Below are 21,730 nucleotides of genomic sequence, written 5' to 3' on the forward strand. Positions count from 1 at the left end.
ACTGATGGCAGCCTGTTTTAATAGCGGCAGATTGGAAGCACTGCTTTTTAAGTGTAGTACTTTGGGCTATTTCGGTTGTTAGTTCATAAGAATTAAAATCTGGTATGGATAAAAAAGAGAAAATGCTCTGCACAAGTTCACTGCTTATGAAGACTAGGGGAGGTATGAAAATATGGAAATAACTTTTTACCCTTTAACGGATGCACAAAAACGAATTTGGTACACAGAAAAATTTTATCCTCACACGAGCATTTCAAATCTTGCAGGGATTGGCAAGCTGGTTTCAGCTGATGCGATTGATTATGTGCTTGTTGAGCAGGCGATTCAAGAGTTTATTCGCAGAAATGACGCCATGCGCCTTCGGTTGCGGTTAGATGAAAACGGAGAGCCTGTTCAATATATTAGCGAGTATCGGCCTGTTGATATAAAACATACTGACACTACTGGAGATCCGAATGCGATAGAGTCTATTTCACAATGGAGCCGGGAGGAAACGAAAAAACCTTTGCCGCTGTACGATTGTGATTTGTTCCGTTTTTCCTTGTTCACCATAAAGGAAAATGAAGTGTGGTTTTACGCAAATGTTCATCACGTGATTTCTGATGGTATCTCCATGAATATTCTCGGGAATGCGATCATGCACATTTATTTAGAATTAGCCAGCGGCTCAGAGACAAAAGAAGGAATCTCGCATTCATTTATCGATCATGTTTTATCTGAACAGGAATATGCTCAATCGAAGCGGTTTGAAAAGGACAAGGCGTTTTGGAACAAACAATTTGAATCGGTGCCTGAACTTGTTTCCCTGAAACGGAATGCTTCCGCAGGAGGAAGTTTAGATGCTGAAAGGTTCTCTAAAGATGTGCCTGAAGCGCTTCATCAGCAGATTCTGTCGTTTTGTGAGGCGAATAAAGTCAGTGTTCTTTCGGTATTTCAATCGTTGCTCGCCGCCTACTTGTACAGGGTCAGCGGCCAGAATGATGTTGTGACGGGAACCTTTATGGGCAACCGGACAAATGTGAAAGAGAAGCAGATGCTTGGCATGTTTGTTTCTACGGTTCCGCTTCGGACAAACATTGACGGCGGGCAGGCGTTTTTAGAATTTGTCAAAGACCGGATGAAGGATCTCATGAAGACACTCCGCCACCAAAAGTACCCGTATAATCTCCTGATCAACGATTTGCGTGAAACAAAGAGCTCTCTGACCAAGCTGTTTACTGTTTCTCTTGAATATCAAGTGATGCAGTGGCAGAAAGAAGAGGATCTTGCCTTTTTGACTGAGCCGATTTTCAGCGGCAGCGGATTAAATGATGTCTCAATTCATGTAAAGGATCGATGGGATACTGGGAAACTCACCATAGATTTTGATTACCGCACTGATTTATTTTCTCGTGAAGAAATCAACATGATTTGTGAGCGCATGATTACCATGCTGGAGAACGCGTTAACGCATCCAGAGCATACCATTGATGAATTAACGATGATTTCTGATGCGGAGAAAGAGAAGCTGCTTGCGAGGGCCGGCGGTAAATCTGTGAGCTACCGTAAGGACATGACGATCCCGGAACTGTTCCAAGAAAAGGCTGAGCAGCTTTCAGATCATCCAGCGGTTGTATTCGAAGATCGTACATTGTCCTATCGAACGTTACATGAACAATCTGCACGCATCGCCAATGTGCTGAAACAGAAAGGGGTTGGCCCGGACAGTCCTGTCGCGGTTTTGATTGAACGTTCTGAACGGATGATTACAGCTATCATGGGAATTTTAAAAGCCGGCGGAGCCTATGTGCCGATTGATCCGGGTTTTCCTGCAGAGCGGATTCAATATATTTTGGAGGACTGCGGGGCGGACTTCATCCTGACTGAATCGAAGGTTGCAGCGCCTGAAGCCGATGCTGAGCTGATTGACTTAGATCAGGCAATTGCGGAAGGTGCAGACGATATAACGGAGGCTGATGTAAACGCGCGGAATCTTGCCTACATTATTTACACATCGGGAACAACCGGACGTCCGAAAGGCGTTATGATCGAGCATCGCCAGGTTCATCATTTGGTTGAATCTCTGCAGCAGACGATTTATCAAAGCGGCAGACAAACCCTGCGGATGGCATTGCTTGCGCCGTTCCACTTTGATGCGTCAGTGAAGCAGATCTTCGCGTCGCTTCTTTTGGGACAAACCCTTTATATCGTACCGAAGAAAACAGTGACGAACGGGACCGCCCTTGCTACATATTATCGGAGAAACAGCATTGAGGCGACGGATGGAACACCGGCTCATTTGCAAATGCTGGCAGCAGCGGGCGATTTTGAAGGCCTAAAACTGAAGCACATGCTGATCGGAGGAGAAGGCCTGTCATCTGTTGTTGCGGACAAGCTGCTGAAGCTGTTTAAAGAAGCCGGCACAGCGCCGCGTTTGACTAATGTGTACGGGCCGACTGAAACGTGCGTTGACGCGTCTGTTCATCCGGTTATCCCTGAGAATGCAGTTCAATCAGCGTATGTGCCGATCGGGAAAGCGCTGGGGAATAACCGCTTATATATTTTGGATCAAAAAGGCCGGCTGCAGCCTGAAGGTGTGGCTGGCGAGCTTTATATCGCGGGAGACGGTGTGGGCCGAGGCTATTTGCATTTGCCTGAATTAACGGAAGAGAAGTTTTTACAAGATCCATTCGTGCCGGGCGATCGCATGTACCGGACCGGGGACGTGGTGCGCTGGCTTCCAGATGGAACAATCGAATATTTAGGCAGAGAGGATGACCAGGTCAAAGTCCGCGGATACCGGATTGAGCTTGGGGAAATTGAAGCCGTGATTCAGCAGGCGCCAGACGTTGCAAAAGCCGTTGTTTTGGCACGCCCTGACGAACAGGGAAATCTTGAGGTTTGCGCATATGTTGTGCAGAAGCCTGGAAGCGAATTTGCGCCAGCCGGCTTGAGGGAGCATGCGGCCAGACAGCTTCCTGACTATATGGTGCCGGCTTACTTTACAGAAGTGACAGAAATTCCGCTTACGCCAAGCGGCAAAGTCGACCGCCGCAAGCTGTTTGCACTAGAGGTGAAGGCTGTCAGCGGCACTGCCTATACAGCGCCGCGAAATGAGACTGAAAAAGCAATCGCAGCCATTTGGCAGGACGTGCTGAACGTTGAGAAGGCGGGGATTTTTGACAATTTCTTTGAAACGGGCGGGCATTCATTGAAGGCCATGACCCTTTTAACAAAGATTCATAAGGAAACAGGCATCGAGATTCCGCTTCAATTTTTGTTTGAGCATCCGACGATTGCGGCTCTTGCAGAGGAAGCTGATCACAGAGAAAGCCGGGCATTTTCGGTGATTGAACCTGCTGAAAAACAGGAGCATTATCCGCTTTCTCTGGCACAGCAGCGAACATATATCGTCAGCCAGTTCGAGGATGCGGGAGTCGGCTACAACATGCCTGCGGCAGCAATTCTGGAAGGGCCTTTAGATATTCAAAAACTGGAGCGCGCATTTCAGGGGTTAATCCGACGCCACGAGTCATTGAGAACATCATTTGTTCTTGAAAACAGCACGCCGAGACAGAACATTCACGATAGCGTTGATTTCAACATCGAAATGATTGAAAGAGGCGGCCGCTCAGATGAGGCAATTATGGCTTCATTCGTTCGGACATTTGATTTGGCGAAAGCTCCGCTGTTCAGAATCGGTTTGCTGGGGCTTGAAGAGAACCGTCATATGCTGCTGTTTGATATGCACCATTTGATTTCTGACGGTGTATCCATTGGCATTATGCTGGAGGAGTTAGCACGCATTTATAAAGGCGAACAGCTTCCTGAGCTTCGTCTCCAGTATAAGGACTACGCTGTATGGCAAAGCAGACAGGCTGCTGAAGGGTACAAGAAGGACCAGGCTTATTGGAAGGAAGTCTTTGCAGGCGAGCTCCCGGTGCTTCAGCTTCTGTCCGATTACCCAAGACCGCCTGTTCAAAGCTTTGAAGGGGATCGGGTGTCAATCAAGCTGGATGCGGGGGTAAAGGATCGCCTCAATTGTTTGGCTGAACAAAACGGCGCCACTTTATATATGGTGATGCTGTCCGCTTACTATACGCTTTTGTCAAAGTATACGGGGCAGGATGACATCATTGTCGGGACACCGTCAGCGGGCAGAAATCACTCCGATACAGAGGGCATTATCGGGATGTTCGTCAATACGCTTGCGATTCGCAGTGAGGTGAAGCAAGATGAGACGTTTACCCAATTGATCTCGCGTGTTCGTAAACAGGTGCTGAATGCCTTTTCTCATCAGGACTATCCGTTTGAGTGGCTTGTTGAAGATTTGAACATCCCGCGTGATGTTAGCAGGCATCCGCTGTTTGACACGATGTTCAGCCTTCAAAACGCGACAGAGGGCATTCCGGCTGTCGGCGATCTTTCCTTGTCTGTTCATGAGACCAATTTCAAGATTGCCAAATTTGATTTGACGGTGCAGGCGAGAGAAACCGATGAAGGCATTGAGCTTGATTTGGATTACAGCACAAAGCTGTTTAAACAAAGCACGGCAGACAGGCTGCTTACGCATTTTGCGCGATTGCTTGAAGATGCTGCGGCTGATCCGGAGAAGCCGATTTCTGAGTATAAGCTTCTTTCTGAAGAGGAGGCTGCTTCGCAAATTCAACAGTTTAACCCGGGCAGAACACCTTATCCGAAAGACAAAACAATTGTTCAGCTGTTTGAGGAGCAAGCGGCGAATACGCCAGACCACACTGCGCTTCAATATGAAGGCGAATCACTCACTTATCGTGAACTGAATGAACGGGCCAATCGTTTAGCCCGCGGCATTCTTTCTCTTGGAGCTGGCGAAGGCAGAACTGCGGCTGTCTTATGCGAGCGGTCAATGGATATGATTGTGTCGATCTTGGCAGTATTAAAATCAGGTTCGGCTTATGTTCCGATCGATCCGGAACATCCGATTCAGCGGATGCAGCATTTCTTCCGTGACAGCGGAGCAAAGGTGCTTCTCACTCAGAGGAAATTAAAGGCTTTGGCGGAAGAAGCGGAATTTAAGGGCGTTATCGTGCTAGCCGATGAGGAAGAAAGCTATCATGCCGATGCGCGAAACCTCACACTGCCTCTGGATTCAGCGGCAATGGCCAACCTGACGTATACTTCTGGAACGACTGGAACACCTAAGGGGAATATCGTGACACATGCCAATATTCTCCGCACGGTGAAGGAAACGAATTATCTCAGCATTACAGAACAGGATACGATTCTCGGTCTTTCCAATTACGTGTTTGACGCGTTTATGTTCGATATGTTCGGCTCTTTGTTAAACGGAGCCAAGCTGGTGCTGATACCGAAAGAAACCGTTTTGGACATGGCTCGCCTGTCCCGCGTCATCGAACGGGAGAACATCAGCATTCTCATGATTACAACCGCTTTGTTCCACTTGCTTGTGGACTTGAATCCGGCATGCTTGTCAACGCTTCGCAAGATTATGTTTGGCGGGGAACGGGCTTCGGTTGAGCATGTCAGAAAAGCTTTGCAAACGGTTGGAAAGGGCAAGCTCCTTCACATGTATGGGCCGTCTGAAAGCACGGTTTTCGCGACGTATCATCCTGTTGATGAATTGGAGGAGCACACGCTGTCTGTTCCGATTGGAAAACCGGTCAGCAATACGGAAGTATACATTCTTGACCGTACGGGAAACGTGCAGCCTGCCGGGATTGCCGGAGAGCTTTGCGTCAGCGGCGAAGGTCTCGTGAAAGGCTATTACAACCGTCCAGAACTGACTGAGGAGAAATTTGTTCCCCATCCGTTTACATCCGGCGAACGCATGTATAAAACGGGAGACCTTGCGAGATGGCTGCCGAATGGCGACATCGAATTTATCGGGCGAATCGACCATCAGGTGAAGATTCGCGGACAGCGCATCGAGCTTGGAGAAATCGAACATCAGCTGCAAACCCATGATCGTGTTCAGGAAAGTGTTGTGCTTGCCGTTGATCAAGGAGCGGGAGATAAACTGTTGTGTGCTTACTATGTCGGAGAGGGAGACATCTCATCACAAGAGATGAGAGAGCATGCTGCGAAGGACTTGCCGGCATATATGGTTCCTGCGGTGTTTATCCAAATGGACGAGCTGCCGCTGACAGGGAACGGAAAAATTGACCGGAGAGCGCTGCCGATTCCTGATGCCAACGTTTCAAGAGGTGTTTCATATGTTGCGCCACGCAATGGAACGGAACAAAAAGTCGCAGACATTTGGGCACAGGTGCTTCAGGCAGAACAAGTCGGCGTTTATGACCACTTCTTTGACATTGGCGGACATTCATTAGCAGGCATGAAGATGCTTGCCTTGGTTCATCAGGAACTGGGCGTTGAGCTGTCACTCAAGGATCTCTTCCAGTCACCGACGGTTGAAGGCTTGGCACAGGTGATTGCCTCTGCTGAAAAAGGGACAGCCGCAAGTATCAGCCCGGCAGAGAAACAAGATACGTATCCTGTTTCTTCACCGCAAAAACGGATGTACGTGCTTCAGCAGCTTGAGGATGCGCAAACGAGCTATAACATGCCGGCGGTTCTGCGCCTGAAAGGTGAGCTTGATGTTGAAAGGCTTAACAGCGTCATGCAGCAGTTAATGCAGCGTCATGAAGCCTTGAGAACCACGTTTGAAATAAAAGATGGAGAAACGGTGCAGCGGATCTGGGAAGAGGCTGAGTGTGAGATAGCCTATTTCGAAGCCCCGGAAGAAGAGACAGAGCGGATCGTTTCTGAGTTTATTAAGCCTTTCAAAATCGACCAACTTCCACTGTTCAGAATAGGGCTTATCAAGCATTCAGACACTGAGCATGTGCTGCTGTTCGATATGCATCATATTATTTCTGACGGTGCATCTGTCGGTGTGCTGATTGAGGAGCTTTCAAAGCTGTACGACGGAGAAACCCTTGAGCCGCTCCGTATTCAATATAAGGATTATGCCGTGTGGCAGAAGCAGTTCATTCAGTCTGAGCTTTACAAGAAGCAAGAAGAGCATTGGCTGAAGGAGCTGGACGGAGAGCTGCCGGTGCTGACGCTTCCGACTGATTACAGTCGGCCTGCCGTTCAAACATTTGAGGGAGACCGCATTGCATTTTCATTAGAAGCAGGCAAAGCTGATGCTCTGCGCAGGCTTGCAAAAGAAACGGATTCCACGCTTTACATGGTGCTTCTGGCTTCATACAGTGCGTTTTTATCAAAAATTAGCGGGCAAGACGATATCATCGTCGGTTCACCTGTGGCCGGACGATCTCAAGCGGACGTCAGCCGCGTCATCGGAATGTTCGTCAATACATTGGCGCTGCGCACGTATCCGAAGGGTGAAAAGACGTTTGCTGACTATCTTAACGAAGTGAAAGAAACGGCACTCAGCGCTTTTGATGCGCAGGATTACCCACTTGAGGATTTGATCGGAAATGTTCAGGTTCAGCGTGACACAAGCAGAAATCCGTTATTCGATGCAGTTTTTTCAATGCAAAATGCGAATATAAAGGATTTAACAATGAAAGGGATTCAGCTTGAGCCGCATCCGTTTGAACGGAAAACAGCCAAGTTTGACCTCACGCTGACGGCTGACGAAACCGACGGAGGGCTTACATTCGTACTCGAATACAATACAGCTCTGTTTAAGCAGGAAACGATTGAACGATGGAAGCAATACTGGATGCAGCTTTTAGATGCTGTTACCGGCAACCCGAACCAGCCGCTTTCCAGCCTGTCACTCGTCACTGAAACAGAAAAGCAAGCGCTTCTTGAGGCATGGAAGGGCAAGGCGCTGCCTGTGCCGACAGACAAAACGGTTCATCAGCTATTCGAAGAGACTGTCCAGCGCCACAAAGACCGCCCGGCTGTCACATACAACGGCCAGTCTTGGACGTACGGCGAGCTGAATGCGAAGGCGAACCGTCTCGCGCGGATTCTGATGGACTGCGGCATCAGCCCGGATGACCGCGTCGGCATTCTCACGAAGCCGTCGCTTGAAATGTCCGCCGCGGTGCTCGGCGTCTTGAAAGCCGGAGCGGCGTTTGTGCCGATTGATCCTGACTACCCGGATCAGCGGATTGAGTATATTTTACAGGACAGCGGCGCGAAGCTTCTCTTGAAACAGGAAGGCATTTCAGTGCCGGACAGCTTTACGGGAGATGTCATTCTTCTCGACGGAAGCCGCACGATTCTAAGCCTGCCGCTTGATGAAAACGACGAGGGAAATCCAGAAACCGCTGTAACCGCGGAGAACTTGGCGTATATGATTTACACGTCAGGAACGACCGGACAGCCGAAGGGTGTCATGGTCGAGCACCATGCGCTTGTGAACTTGTGCTTCTGGCACCACGACGCGTTCAGCATGACAGCGGAGGACCGCAGTGCGAAGTATGCGGGCTTTGGGTTCGACGCTTCCATTTGGGAGATGTTCCCGACTTGGACGATCGGCGCTGAGCTTCACGTCATTGATGAAGCGATCCGCCTCGATATCGTCCGCCTGAACGATTATTTTGAAACGAACGGCGTAACGATCACGTTCCTGCCGACACAGCTTGCGGAACAGTTCATGGAGCTTGAGAACACATCACTTCGCGTCCTCTTGACCGGAGGAGACAAGCTGAAGCGCGCAGTGAAAAAGCCGTACACACTCGTCAACAACTACGGGCCGACAGAAAATACGGTCGTTGCCACAAGCGCAGAAATCCATCCGGAGGAAGGCTCGCTTTCCATCGGACGGGCCATTGCCAATACGAGAGTATACATTCTCGGCGAGGGCAATCAGGTGCAGCCGGAAGGCGTAGCCGGAGAGCTTTGCGTGGCGGGGCGCGGACTGGCACGCGGCTATCTGAATCGAGAAGACGAAACCGCGAAGCGGTTTGTCGCTGATCCGTTTGTGCCGGGTGAGCGCATGTACCGCACCGGCGATTTGGTGAAATGGACGGGCGGCGGCATCGAATACATCGGCAGGATCGACCAGCAAGTCAAGGTCCGCGGCTACCGGATCGAGCTTTCAGAAATTGAAGTCCAGCTCGCCCAGCTTTCTGAGGTGCAGGATGCGGCGGTGACAGCTGTCAAAGATAAAGGCGGCAATACAGCAATCGCGGCGTATGTCACACCGGAAACAGCTGACATAGAAGCACTAAAATCAGCACTAAAGGAAACCCTGCCGGATTACATGATCCCGGCGTTCTGGGTGACGCTGAACGAGCTTCCGGTTACGGCAAACGGCAAAGTGGACCGCAAAGCCTTGCCTGACCCGGACATCGAAGCGGGAAGCGGAGAATACAAAGCGCCGACGACCGACATGGAAGAGCTGCTTGCCGGCATCTGGCAGGACGTGCTTGGAATGTCTGAAGTCGGTGTCACCGACAATTTCTTCTCGCTTGGCGGAGATTCCATCAAAGGAATTCAAATGGCGAGCCGCTTGAACCAGCACGGCTGGAAGCTGGAAATGAAAGATCTCTTCCAGCATCCGACGATCGAGGAGCTTACCCAATATGTAGAGCGTGCCGAAGGCAAACAGGCAGACCAAGGCCCGGTGGAGGGCGAAGTCATCCTGACGCCGATCCAGCGCTGGTTCTTTGAAAAGAACTTCACGAACAAGCACCACTGGAACCAATCGGTGATGCTTCACGCCGCGAAGGGCTTTGACCCTGAACGGGTGGAGAAAACATTGCAGGCGCTGATCGAGCATCATGACGCGCTCCGTATGGTCTATCGTGAGGGACAGGAAGACGTCATTCAATACAACAGAGGTCTTGAAGCTGCTTCAGCTCAATTGGAGGTCATCCAGATTGAGGGCCAAGCTGCAGATTACGAAGATCGTATAGAGAGAGAAGCGGAGCGTTTGCAGAGCAGCATCGACTTGCAGGAAGGCGGCTTGTTAAAAGCAGGCTTGTTCCAAGCGGAAGACGGAGACCACTTGCTTCTTGCCATTCACCACTTAGTGGTTGACGGCGTGTCGTGGCGGATTTTACTGGAGGATTTCGCCGCAGTATATACACAGCTTGAGCAAGGCAATGAACCGGTTCTCCCGCAGAAAACACATTCATTTGCAGAGTATGCAGAGAGATTGCAAGACTTCGCGAACTCCAAAGCCTTTTTGAAAGAAAAAGAGTATTGGAGACAGCTTGAAGAACAAGCTGTTGCGGCAAAGCTTCCGAAAGACCGCGAATCTGGTGATCAGCGAATGAAACATACAAAGACAATTGAATTCTCGCTGACTGCTGAAGAGACAGAACAGCTCACCACAAAGGTGCATGAGGCATATCACACAGAAATGAATGATATTTTGCTGACGGCATTCGGATTGGCAATGAAGGAGTGGACGGGTCAGGATCGAGTAAATGTTCATTTAGAGGGGCACGGACGTGAAGAAATCATAGAAGACCTGACCATTTCCCGCACAGTCGGCTGGTTTACAAGTATGTACCCAATGGTGCTCGATATGAAGCATGCGGATGATCTGGGCTACCAGCTGAAGCAAATGAAAGAAGATATCAGACATGTGCCGAATAAGGGAGTCGGATACGGCATTCTGCGCTATCTGACGGCACCCGAACATAAAGAAGATGTGGCGTTCTCGATTCAGCCGGATGTCAGCTTCAACTATTTAGGTCAGTTTGACGAAATGTCGGATGCAGGTTTGTTTACGAGATCAGAGCTGCCATCAGGACAGTCATTAAGCCCTGAAACAGAAAAACCGAATGCGCTGGATGTTGTCGGATATATCGAAAACGGAAAACTGACGATGTCACTGGCCTATCATTCTCTTGAATTTCATGAAAAAACAGTACAAACATTCAGTGACAGCTTTAAAGCGCATCTTCTCAGAATCATTGAACATTGCCTATCTCAAGACGGTACGGAACTGACCCCGAGTGATCTTGGTGACGACGATTTGACGCTGGATGAGCTGGATAAATTAATGGAAATTTTCTAATAGAGGTGGCATATGAGCAAAAAATCGATTCAAAAGGTGTACGCACTGACACCAATGCAGGAGGGAATGCTGTATCATGCGATGCTTGATCCGCATTCTTCCTCGTACTTCACACAATTAGAGCTTGGGATTCACGGCGCTTTTGATCTTGAAATCTTTGAGAAAAGCGTCAATGAACTGATTCGGTCATACGATATTCTCCGTACGGTATTTGTGCATCAGCAGCTGCAAAAACCGCGTCAGGTCGTGTTAGCGGAACGCAAAACAAAGGTGCATTATGAGGATATCAGTCATGCAGACGAGAACCGCCAGAAGGAGCACATTGAGCGTTACAAACAAGACGTTCAGCGCCAAGGTTTTAACCTGGCAAAAGACATATTGTTCAAGGTGGCGGTTTTCCGCCTTGCTGCAGATCAGCTGTATCTTGTCTGGAGCAATCATCATATTATGATGGACGGCTGGAGCATGGGCGTCCTCATGAAAAGCCTGTTCCAAAACTATGAAGCGCTCAGAGCAGGCAGGACACCGGCAAACGGTCAGGGCAAGCCTTATTCCGATTACATCAAGTGGCTTGGAAAACAGGACAATGAAGAAGCGGAGAGCTACTGGAGCGAGCGCTTGGCGGGTTTTGAACAGCCAAGCGTGCTCCCGGGCCGCCTGCCTGTGAAAAAAGACGAATACGTCAATAAAGAATATTCATTTACATGGGACGAAACACTGGTTGCCCGTATTCAGCAAACAGCAAATCTCCATCAAGTGACAGGGCCTAACCTATTTCAGGCCGTTTGGGGCATTGTTCTCAGCAAATACAACTTTACGGATGATGTGATCTTCGGAACGGTCGTCTCGGGACGACCGTCTGAAATCAACGGAATCGAAACGATGGCGGGGCTGTTTATCAACACCATTCCAGTGCGGGTGAAAGTTGAACGAGATGCTGCATTCGCTGATATTTTCACAGCTGTTCAGCAGCATGCAGTAGAGGCAGAGCGTTACGATTACGTGCCGCTCTATGAGATTCAAAAACGCTCAGCCCTTGATGGCAATCTCTTAAACCATCTGGTCGCATTTGAAAATTATCCGCTTGATCAAGAGCTTGAAAACGGCAGCATGGAAGACCGCCTCGGGTTTTCGATTAAGGTAGAAAGCGCATTTGAACAAACGAGCTTCGATTTCAACCTGATTGTGTATCCAGGCAAAACGTGGACCGTCAAAATTAAATATAACGGAGCCGCCTTTGATTCCGCTTTTATCGAACGGACAGCGGAGCACCTTACCCGCATGATGGAAGCAGCTGTCGATCAGCCGGCCGCTTTTGTGCGTGAGTACGGGCTTGTGGGAGACGAAGAGCAGCGTCAAATTGTCGAGGTGTTTAACAGCACGAAAGCCGAACTCCCTGAAGGAATGGCTATTCATCAGGTGTTTGAAGAGCAAGCAAAACGGACGCCGGCGAGCACTGCCGTCGTATATGAAGGAACCGTGCTGACGTACCGCGAGCTGAATGCAGCGGCTAACCGTCTGGCGAGAAAGCTTGTCGAACAAGGGCTTCAAAAAGGGGAAACAGCAGCGATTATGAACGATCGCTCAGTAGAAACCGTTGTCGGCATGCTGGCTGTGTTAAAAGCAGGTGCCGCATATGTGCCGCTTGATCCAGCGCTTCCTGGGGCTCGTCTTCGTTTCATGGCAGAGGACAGCTCCGTTCGAATGGTTTTGACCGGAAATTCTTATACAGGGCAGGCACATCAGCTGCAAGTGCCGGTTCTTACACTGGACATAGGCTTTGAAGGGAGCGAAGCGGCTGACAATCTCAGCCTGCCATCCGCCCCGTCTGATTTGGCGTACATCATGTACACATCCGGTTCAACGGGCAAACCGAAAGGCGTCATGATCGAACATAAAAGCATTCTGCGCCTCGTCAAAAATGCCGGGTACGTTCCTGTTACTGAAGAGGACCGCATGGCGCAAACAGGGGCAGTCAGCTTTGATGCCGGAACGTTTGAAGTGTTCGGCGCACTGCTAAATGGCGCAGCGCTTTATCCGGTCAAAAAAGAGACACTGCTTGATGCGAAACAATTTGCTGCATTCCTGCGTGAGCAAAGCATCACAACTATGTGGCTGACATCACCTTTATTCAACCAGCTTGCTGCAAAGGATGCGGGTATGTTCGGCACACTGCGCCATTTAATCATCGGCGGAGATGCCCTTGTCCCGCATATTGTCAGCAAAGTAAAACAGGCATCGCCGTCGCTTTCATTGTGGAACGGATACGGCCCGACAGAAAACACGACGTTTTCAACAAGTTTTCTGATCGACCGCGAGTATGGCGGCTCTATCCCAATCGGGAAGCCGATCGGAAATTCCACTGCCTACATCTTGGATGAGCAGCAATGCCTGCAGCCAATCGGCGCGCCTGGCGAGCTTTGCGTAGGCGGAATCGGTGTAGCGCGTGGGTATGTCAATCTCCCTGAGCTGACAGATAAGCAATTTCTCGAAGATCCGTTCAGACCGGGTGAGAGAATTTATCGCACTGGTGACTTGGCAAGATGGCTGCCGGACGGCAATATTGAATTTTTAGGCAGAATCGACAACCAAGTGAAGGTGCGCGGCTTCCGAATTGAGCTTGGCGAAATTGAAACAAAACTGAACATGGCTGAGCATGTGACAGAAGCTGCAGTGATCATCCACAAGAACAAAGCAGATGAAAATGAAATTTGCGCGTACTTTACGGCGGACCGTGAAGTGGCTGTGAGCGAGCTGAGAAAAACACTGTCTCAGTCTTTGCCTGACTATATGGTCCCTGCCCACCTGATTCAAATGGACAGTCTGCCGCTCACGCCAAACGGGAAAATCAACAAAAAGGAACTGCCTGCACCGCAATCAGAAGCTGTGCAGCCGGAATACGCAGCACCAGAAACAGAGAGTGAAAAGAAATTAGCGGAGATCTGGGAAGGAATACTCGGCGTCAAAGCAGGCGTTACCGATAACTTCTTTATGATCGGCGGCCATTCTTTGAAAGCGATGATGATGACGGCAAAAATCCAAGAGCATTTTCATAAGGAAGTTCCGATAAAAGTGCTTTTTGAAAAGCCGACTATTCAAGAACTGGCACTGTATTTGGAAGAGAATGAAAGCAAGGAGGAGCAGACGTTTGAACCGATCAGGCAAGCATCTTATCAGCAGCATTATCCTGTATCCCCGGCCCAGCGGAGAATGTATATCCTCAATCAGCTTGGACAAGCAAACACAAGCTACAACGTCCCCGCTGTACTTCTGCTGGAGGGAGAAGTAGATAAAGACCGGCTTGAAAACGCGATTCAGCAATTAATCAACCGGCACGAAATCCTCCGTACATCGTTTGACATGATCGACGGAGAGGTTGTGCAAACCGTTCATAAAAACATATCGTTCCAGCTGGAGGCTGCCAAGGGACGGGAAGAAGACGCGGAAGAGATAATCAAAGCATTTGTTCAGCCGTTTGAATTAAACCGCGCGCCGCTCGTCCGTTCGAAGCTTGTCCAGCTGGAAGAAAAACGCCATCTGCTGCTCATTGATATGCATCATATTATTACTGACGGAAGTTCAACAGGCATTCTAATCGGTGATCTTGCCAAAATATATCAAGGCGCAGATCTGGAACTGCCACAAATTCACTATAAAGATTACGCAGTTTGGCACAAAGAACAAACTAATTATCAAAAAGATGAGGAATACTGGCTCGATGTCTTTAAAGGCGAACTGCCAATACTGGATCTTCCCGCGGATTTCGAGCGGCCAGCTGAACGGAGCTTTGCGGGAGAACGCGTGATGTTTGGGCTTGATAAGCAAATCACGGCTCAAATCAAATCGCTCATGGCAGAAACAGATACGACGATATACATGTTTTTGCTGGCGGCGTTCAATGTACTCCTTTCCAAGTACGCGTCACAGGATGATATCATTGTTGGCTCGCCGACAGCTGGCAGAACACATCCTGATCTGCAAGGTGTGCCGGGTATGTTTGTCAACACGGTCGCACTCAGAACGGCACCAGCGGGAGATAAAACCTTCGCGCAATTTCTTGAAGAGGTCAAAACAGCCAGCCTTCAAGCATTCGAGCACCAGAGCTATCCGCTTGAGGAGCTGATTGAAAAGCTTCCGCTTACAAGGGATACAAGCAGAAGTCCGCTGTTCAGCGTGATGTTCAACATGCAAAATATGGAGATTCCTTCATTAAGATTAGGAGATTTGAAGATTTCCTCGTATTCCATGCTTCATCATGTTGCGAAATTTGATCTTTCCTTGGAAGCGGTCGAGCGTGAAGAGGATATCGGCCTAAGCTTTGACTATGCGACTGCCTTGTTTAAGGACGAGACGATCCGCCGCTGGAGCCGCCACTTTGTCAATATCATCAAAGCGGCCGCGGCTAATCCAAACGTTCGGCTGTCTGATGTAGATCTGCTTTCATCTGCAGAAACGGCTGCTTTGCTAGAAGAAAGACATATGACTCAAATTACCGAAGCAACCTTTGCAGCTCTTTTTGAAAAACAGGCCCAGCAAACACCTGACCATCCTGCGGTGAAGGATGGCGGAAATCTGCTGACCTATCGCGAGCTTGATGAACAGGCGAACCAGCTGGCGCATCATCTTCGTGCCCAAGGGGCCGGAAATGAAGACATCGTCGCGATTGTTATGGACCGGTCAGCTGAAGTCATGGTATCCATTCTCGGTGTCATGAAGGCGGGGGCAGCTTTCCTTCCGATTGATCCTGATACACCTGAAGAACGAATCCGTTATTCATTAGAGGACAGCGGAGCAAAATTTGCGGTCGTGAATGAAAGAAACATGACGGCTATTGGGCAATATGAAGGGATAATTGTCAGCCTTGATGACGGTAAATGGAGAAATGAAAGCAAGGAGCGCCCATCATCCATTTCCGGGTCTCGCAATCTTGCATACGTCATTTATACGTCCGGTACGACCGGAAAGCCAAAGGGCGTGCAGATTGAGCATCGCAATCTGACAAACTATGTCTCTTGGTTTAGTGAAGAGGCGAGCCTGACGGAAAATGATAAGACTGTATTGCTTTCATCTTACGCATTTGACCTTGGCTATACGAGCATGTTCCCTGTACTTCTGGGCGGGGGCGAGCTCCATATCGTCCAGAAGGAAACCTATACGGCGCCGGATGAAATAGCGCGCTATATCAAGGAGCATGGGATCACTTATATTAAGCTGACACCGTCTCTGTTCCATACAATAGTGAACACCGCCAGTTTTGCAAAAGATGCGAACTTTGAATCCTTGCGCTTGATCGTCTTGGGAGGAGAAAAAATCATCCCGACTGATGTTATCACCTTCCGTAAGATGTATGGACATACCGAATTTATCAATCACTACGGCCCGACAGAAGCAACGATCGGCGCCATCGCCGGGCGGGTTGATCTGTCTGAGCCGGATGCATTTGCGAAACGCCCGACAATCGGACGCCCGATTGCGAATGCCGGCGCGCTTGTCTTAAATGAAGCATTGAAGCTTGTGCCGCCGGGAGCGAGCGGACAGCTCTATATCACGGGACAGGGGCTCGCGAGAGGGTATCTCAACAGGCCTCAGCTGACAGCCGAGAGATTTGTAGAAAATCCATATTCGCCGGGAAGCCTCATGTACAAAACCGGAGATGTCGTACGAAGACTTTCTGACGGTACGCTTGCATTTATCGGCCGGGCTGATGATCAGGTGAAAATCCGAGGCTACCGCATTGAGCCGAAAGAAATTGAAACGGTCATGCTCAGCCTCAGCGGAATTCAAGAAGCGGTTGTACTAGCGGTTTCCGAGGGCGGTCTTCAAGAGCTTTGCGCGTATTATACGTCGGATCAAGCTATTGAAAAAGCAGAGCTCCGGTACCAGCTTTCCCTAACACTGCCGTCTCATATGATTCCTGCTTTCTTTGTGCAGGTTGACGCGATTCCGCTGACGGCAAACGGAAAAACCGACAGAAACGCTTTGCCGAAGCCGAACGCGGCACAATCCGGAGGCAAGGCCTTGGCCGCACCGGAGACAGCGCTTGAAGAAAGCTTATGCCGCATTTGGCAGAAAACGCTTGGCATAGAAGCCATCGGCATTGACGACAATTTTTTCGATTTAGGCGGCCATTCATTAAAAGGGATGATGCTGATTGCCAACATTCAGGCGGAATTGGAGAAAAGCGTACCGCTTAAAGCACTGTTCGAGCAGCCGACTGTTCGCCAGCTGGCGGCTTATATGGAGGCGTCTGCCGTTTCAGGCGGCCATCAAGTCCTCAAACCGGCTGACAAGCAGGCTATGTATCCATTGTCATCCGCACAGAAACGGATGTACGTGCTCAATCAGCTTGACCGCCAGACGATAAGCTACAACATGCCATCTGTTCTTCTAATGGAAGGAGAGCTTGATATTTCGTGCCTGCGCGACTCACTCAATCAGCTTGTGAACCGTCACGAATCATTGCGGACGTCATTTATGGAAGCTAATGGTGAGCCTGTTCAGTGCATCATTGAGAAGGCGGAGGTTGATCTTCATGTGTTTGAAGCCAAAGAAGACGAAGCGGACCAAAAGATTAAGGAATTTATCCGGCCATTCGACTTAAACGACGCACCGCTCATTCGCGCAGCTTTGCTTCGAATAGAAGCGAAAAAACATTTGCTGCTTTTAGATATGCATCATATCATCGCAGACGGCGTCTCAAGAGGCATTTTTGTAAAAGAATTGGCGCTGCTTTACAAAGGAGAGCAGCTTCCGGAGCCGGCGCTTCATTATAAAGATTTCGCCGTTTGGCAAAATGAAGCTGAGCAAAAAGAACGGATGAAGGAGCATGAGGCGTACTGGATGTCAGTTCTTTCAGGCGAGCTGCCAGAGCTTGATCTCCCGCTCGATTATGCCCGTCCGCCTGTGCAAAGCTTTAAAGGAGATACGATCCGTTTCCGTACGGGAAGTGAGACGGCAAAGGCGGTAGAAAAACTGCTTGCCGAAACCGGAACGACCTTGCACATGGTGCTCCATGCTGTTTTCCACGTCTTTTTAAGCAAAATTTCCGGACAGCGGGATATCGTCATCGGCTCCGTTACTGCCGGCCGGACGAATGCTGATGTTCAGGACATGCCGGGAATGTTCGTCAATACACTTGCCCTGAGAATGGAAGCGAAAGAACAGCAAACATTTGCGGAGCTTTTGGAGCAAGCAAAGCAGACGAACCTGTCAGCGCTTGAGCATCAGGAGTATCCGTTTGAAGATCTGGTTAATCAGCTTGATCTCCCTCGGGATATGAGCCGAAACCCATTGTTTAATGTGATGGTGACGACAGAAAACCCTGATAAAGAACAGCTTACATTGCAAAATCTGAGCATTTCACCTTATGAGGCTCATCAGGGAACTTCTAAGTTTGATCTGACACTGGGCGGATTTACTGATGAAAATGGCATTGGCTTGCAGCTCGAATATGCGACAGATCTGTTCGCAAAAGAAACAGCTGAAAAATGGAGCGAATACGTTCTGCGGCTACTAAAGGCTGTTGCGGATAACCCGAACCAGCCGCTTTCCAGCCTGTCACTCGTCACCGAGACAGAAAAGCAAGCGCTTCTTGAGGCATGGAAGGGCAAAGCGCTGCCTGTGCCGACAGACAAAACGGTTCATCAGCTATTCGAAGAGACTGTACAGCGCCACAAAGACCGCCCGGCTGTCACATACAACGGCCAGTCTTGGACGTACGGTGAGCTGAATGCGAAGGCGAATCGTCTCGCGCGGATTCTGATGGACTGCGGCATCAGCCCGGATGACCGCGTCGGCATTCTCACGAAGCCGTCGCTTGAAATGTCCGCCGCGGTGCTCGGCGTCTTGAAAGCCGGAGCGGCGTTTGTGCCGATTGATCCTGACTACCCGGATCAGCGGATTGAGTATATTTTACAGGACAGCGGCGCGAAGCTTCTCTTGAAACAGGAAGGCATTTCAGTGCCGGACAGCTTTACGGGAGATGTCATTCTTCTCGACGGAAGCCGCACGATTCTAAGCCTGCCGCTTGATGAAAACGACGAGGGAAATCCAGAAACCGCTGTAACCGCGGAGAACTTGGCGTACATGATTTACACGTCTGGAACGACCGGACAGCCGAAGGGTGTCATGGTCGAGCACCATGCGCTTGTGAACCTGTGCTTCTGGCACCACGACGCGTTCAGCATGACAGCGGAGGACCGCAGTGCGAAGTACGCGGGCTTCGGGTTCGACGCTTCCATTTGGGAGATGTTCCCGACCTGGACGATCGGTGCCGAGCTTCACGTCATTGATGAAGCGATTCGACTCGATATCGTCCGCCTGAACGATTACTTCGAAACGAACGGCGTAACGATCACGTTCCTGCCGACACAGCTTGCGGAACAGTTCATGGAGCTTGAGAACACATCACTTCGCGTATTGCTCACTGGAGGAGACAAGCTGAAGCGGGCAGTGAAAAAGCCGTACACACTCGTCAACAACTACGGGCCGACAGAAAACACGGTCGTTGCCACAAGCGCAGAAATCCATCCGGAGGAAGGCTCGCTTTCCATCGGACGGGCCATTGCCAATACGAGAGTATACATTCTCGGAGAGGGCAATCAGGTGCAGCCGGAAGGCGTAGCCGGAGAGCTTTGTGTGGCGGGACGCGGATTAGCGCGAGGCTATCTGAATCGAGAAGACGAAACCGCGAAGCGGTTTGTCGCTGATCCGTTTGTGCCGGGTGAGCGCATGTACCGCACCGGCGATTTGGTGAAATGGACGGGCGTCGGCATCGAATACATCGGCCGGATCGACCAGCAGGTCAAGGTCCGCGGCTACCGGATCGAGCTCTCAGAAATTGAAGTCCAGCTCGCCCAGCTTTCTGAGGTGCAGGATGCGGCGGTGACGGCTGTCAAAGATAAAGGCGGCAATACAGCAATCGCGGCGTATGTCACACCGGAAACAGCTGACATAGAAGCACTGAAATCAGCACTGAAGGAAACCCTGCCGGATTACATGATCCCGGCGTTCTGGGTGACGCTGAACGAGCTTCCGGTTACGGCAAACGGCAAAGTGGACCGCAAAGCCTTGCCTGAGCCGGACCTCGAAGCGGGAAGCGGAGAATACAAAGCGCCGACGACCGACATGGAAGAGCTGCTTGCCGGCATCTGGCAGGACGTGCTTGGAATGTCTGAAGTCGGTGTCACCGACAATTTCTTCTCGCTTGGCGGAGATTCCATCAAAGGAATTCAAATGGCGAGTCGCTTGAACCAGCACGGCTGGAAGCTGGAAATGAAAGATCTCTTCCAGCATCCGACGATCGAGGAGCTTACCCAATATGTAGAGCGTGCCGAAGGCAAACAGGCAGACCAAGGCCCGGTGGAGGGCGAAGTCATCCTGACGCCGATCCAGCGCTGGTTCTTTGAAAAGAACTTCACGAACAAGCACCACTGGAACCAATCGGTGATGCTTCACGCCAAAAAGGGCTTTGATCCTGAACGGGTGGAGAAAACATTGCAGGCGCTGATCGAGCATCATGACGCGCTCCGTATGGTCTATCGTGAGGAAAACGGGGACATCGTTCAGGCGTATCAACCGATCAGTGAGAGCAAGGTCAGCTTCGAAATCGTGGATCTGTACGGCTCCGATGAAGAGATGCTGAGAAGCCAGATTAAAATTCTCGCGAACAAGCTGCAGAGCAGTCTCGATCTGCAAAACGGGCCGCTTCTAAAGGCGGAGCAATATCGCACAGAAGCCGGGGATCACCTGCTCATTGCTGTACACCATCTGGTGGTCGACGGTGTGTCATGGCGGATTTTGCTTGAAGACTTTGCTTCAGGCTACATGCAGGCTGAGAAAGAAGAGAGCCTTGTCTTCCCGCAAAAAACAAACTCCTTCAAGGATTGGGCGGAAGAACTGGCGGCATTCAGCCAATCAGCGCATCTTTTACAGCAGGCTGAATACTGGTCGCAAATTGCCGCTGAACAGGTTTCTCCTTTACCAAAGGATTGTGAAACAGAGCAGCGGATCGTCAAGGATACATCATCCGTCCTATGTGAATTAACGGAAGAAGACACTAAGCATCTTTTAACAGATGTTCATCAGCCATATGGAACTGAAATCAACGATATTCTTCTCAGCGCGCTCGGTTTGACAATGAAAGAATGGACAAAGGGGGCCAAAATTGGCATTAACCTTGAGGGACACGGCCGGGAGGACATCATACCGAATGTGAATATCTCCAGAACGGTCGGCTGGTTTACGGCACAATACCCTGTTGTGCTCGACATATCTGAAGCAGATGCCTCAGCTGTGATCAAAACAGTCAAAGAAAACCTGCGCCGCATTCCGGACAAAGGTGTTGGCTACGGCATTCTTCGTTATTTCACAGAAACAGCGGAAACAAAGGGCTTCACACCGGAGATCAGCTTCAACTATTTGGGCCAATTCGACAGTGAAGTCAAAACCGATTTCTTTGAACCGTCCGCTTTCGATATGGGGCGCCAAGTAAGCGGAGAATCAGAGGCGCTGTACGCATTAAGCTTCAGCGGCATGATCAGAAACGGCCGGTTTGTGCTTTCCTGCTCCTACAATGAGAAGGAGTTTGAAAGAGCTACAGTCGAGGAGCAAATGGAACGGTTTAAAGAAAACCTCCTGATGCTAATCCGCCATTGCACGGAAAAAGAAGACAAGGAATTCACACCAAGCGACTTCAGCGCCGAAGACCTTGAAATGGACGAGATGGGAGATATCTTTGACATGCTTGAGGAGAATTTAAAATAAAACGCAAGGGAATTACAGAAGGCGGGAGCG

At 50.0% G+C, this 21,730-nt stretch carries 2 protein-coding genes and 2 pseudogenes; all 4 read left to right on the top strand.

Annotated elements, in window-relative coordinates:
• Window positions 1-172: 172 nt before the first annotated feature.
• Window positions 173-10,936 (top strand): surfactin non-ribosomal peptide synthetase SrfAA, encoded by a 10,764-nt coding sequence (gene srfAA / locus MKX71_RS01975; protein ID WP_339231681.1) that lies wholly within the window; start codon window positions 173-175, stop codon window positions 10,934-10,936.
• Between the two features lie 12 nt (window positions 10,937-10,948).
• Window positions 10,949-14,041 (top strand): annotated as a pseudogene (gene srfAB / locus MKX71_RS01980) (surfactin non-ribosomal peptide synthetase SrfAB); the annotation flags it as partial.
• A gap of 43 nt (window positions 14,042-14,084) precedes the next feature.
• On the top strand, window positions 14,085-14,225 hold the full coding sequence (comS, locus tag MKX71_RS01985; protein WP_010886404.1) for a competence protein ComS: 141 nt from the start codon (window positions 14,085-14,087) through the stop codon (window positions 14,223-14,225).
• A pseudogene (srfAB, locus tag MKX71_RS01990) lies at window positions 14,171-21,700 on the top strand (surfactin non-ribosomal peptide synthetase SrfAB); the annotation flags it as partial. The gene comS and the pseudogene srfAB (MKX71_RS01990), both read left to right, overlap by 55 nt.
• Between the last annotated feature and the right edge of the window lie 30 nt (window positions 21,701-21,730).

The organism is Bacillus sp. FSL M8-0071 (genome assembly GCF_037975455.1).
In the GTDB taxonomy this organism is placed as follows: domain Bacteria; phylum Bacillota; class Bacilli; order Bacillales; family Bacillaceae; genus Bacillus; species Bacillus subtilis.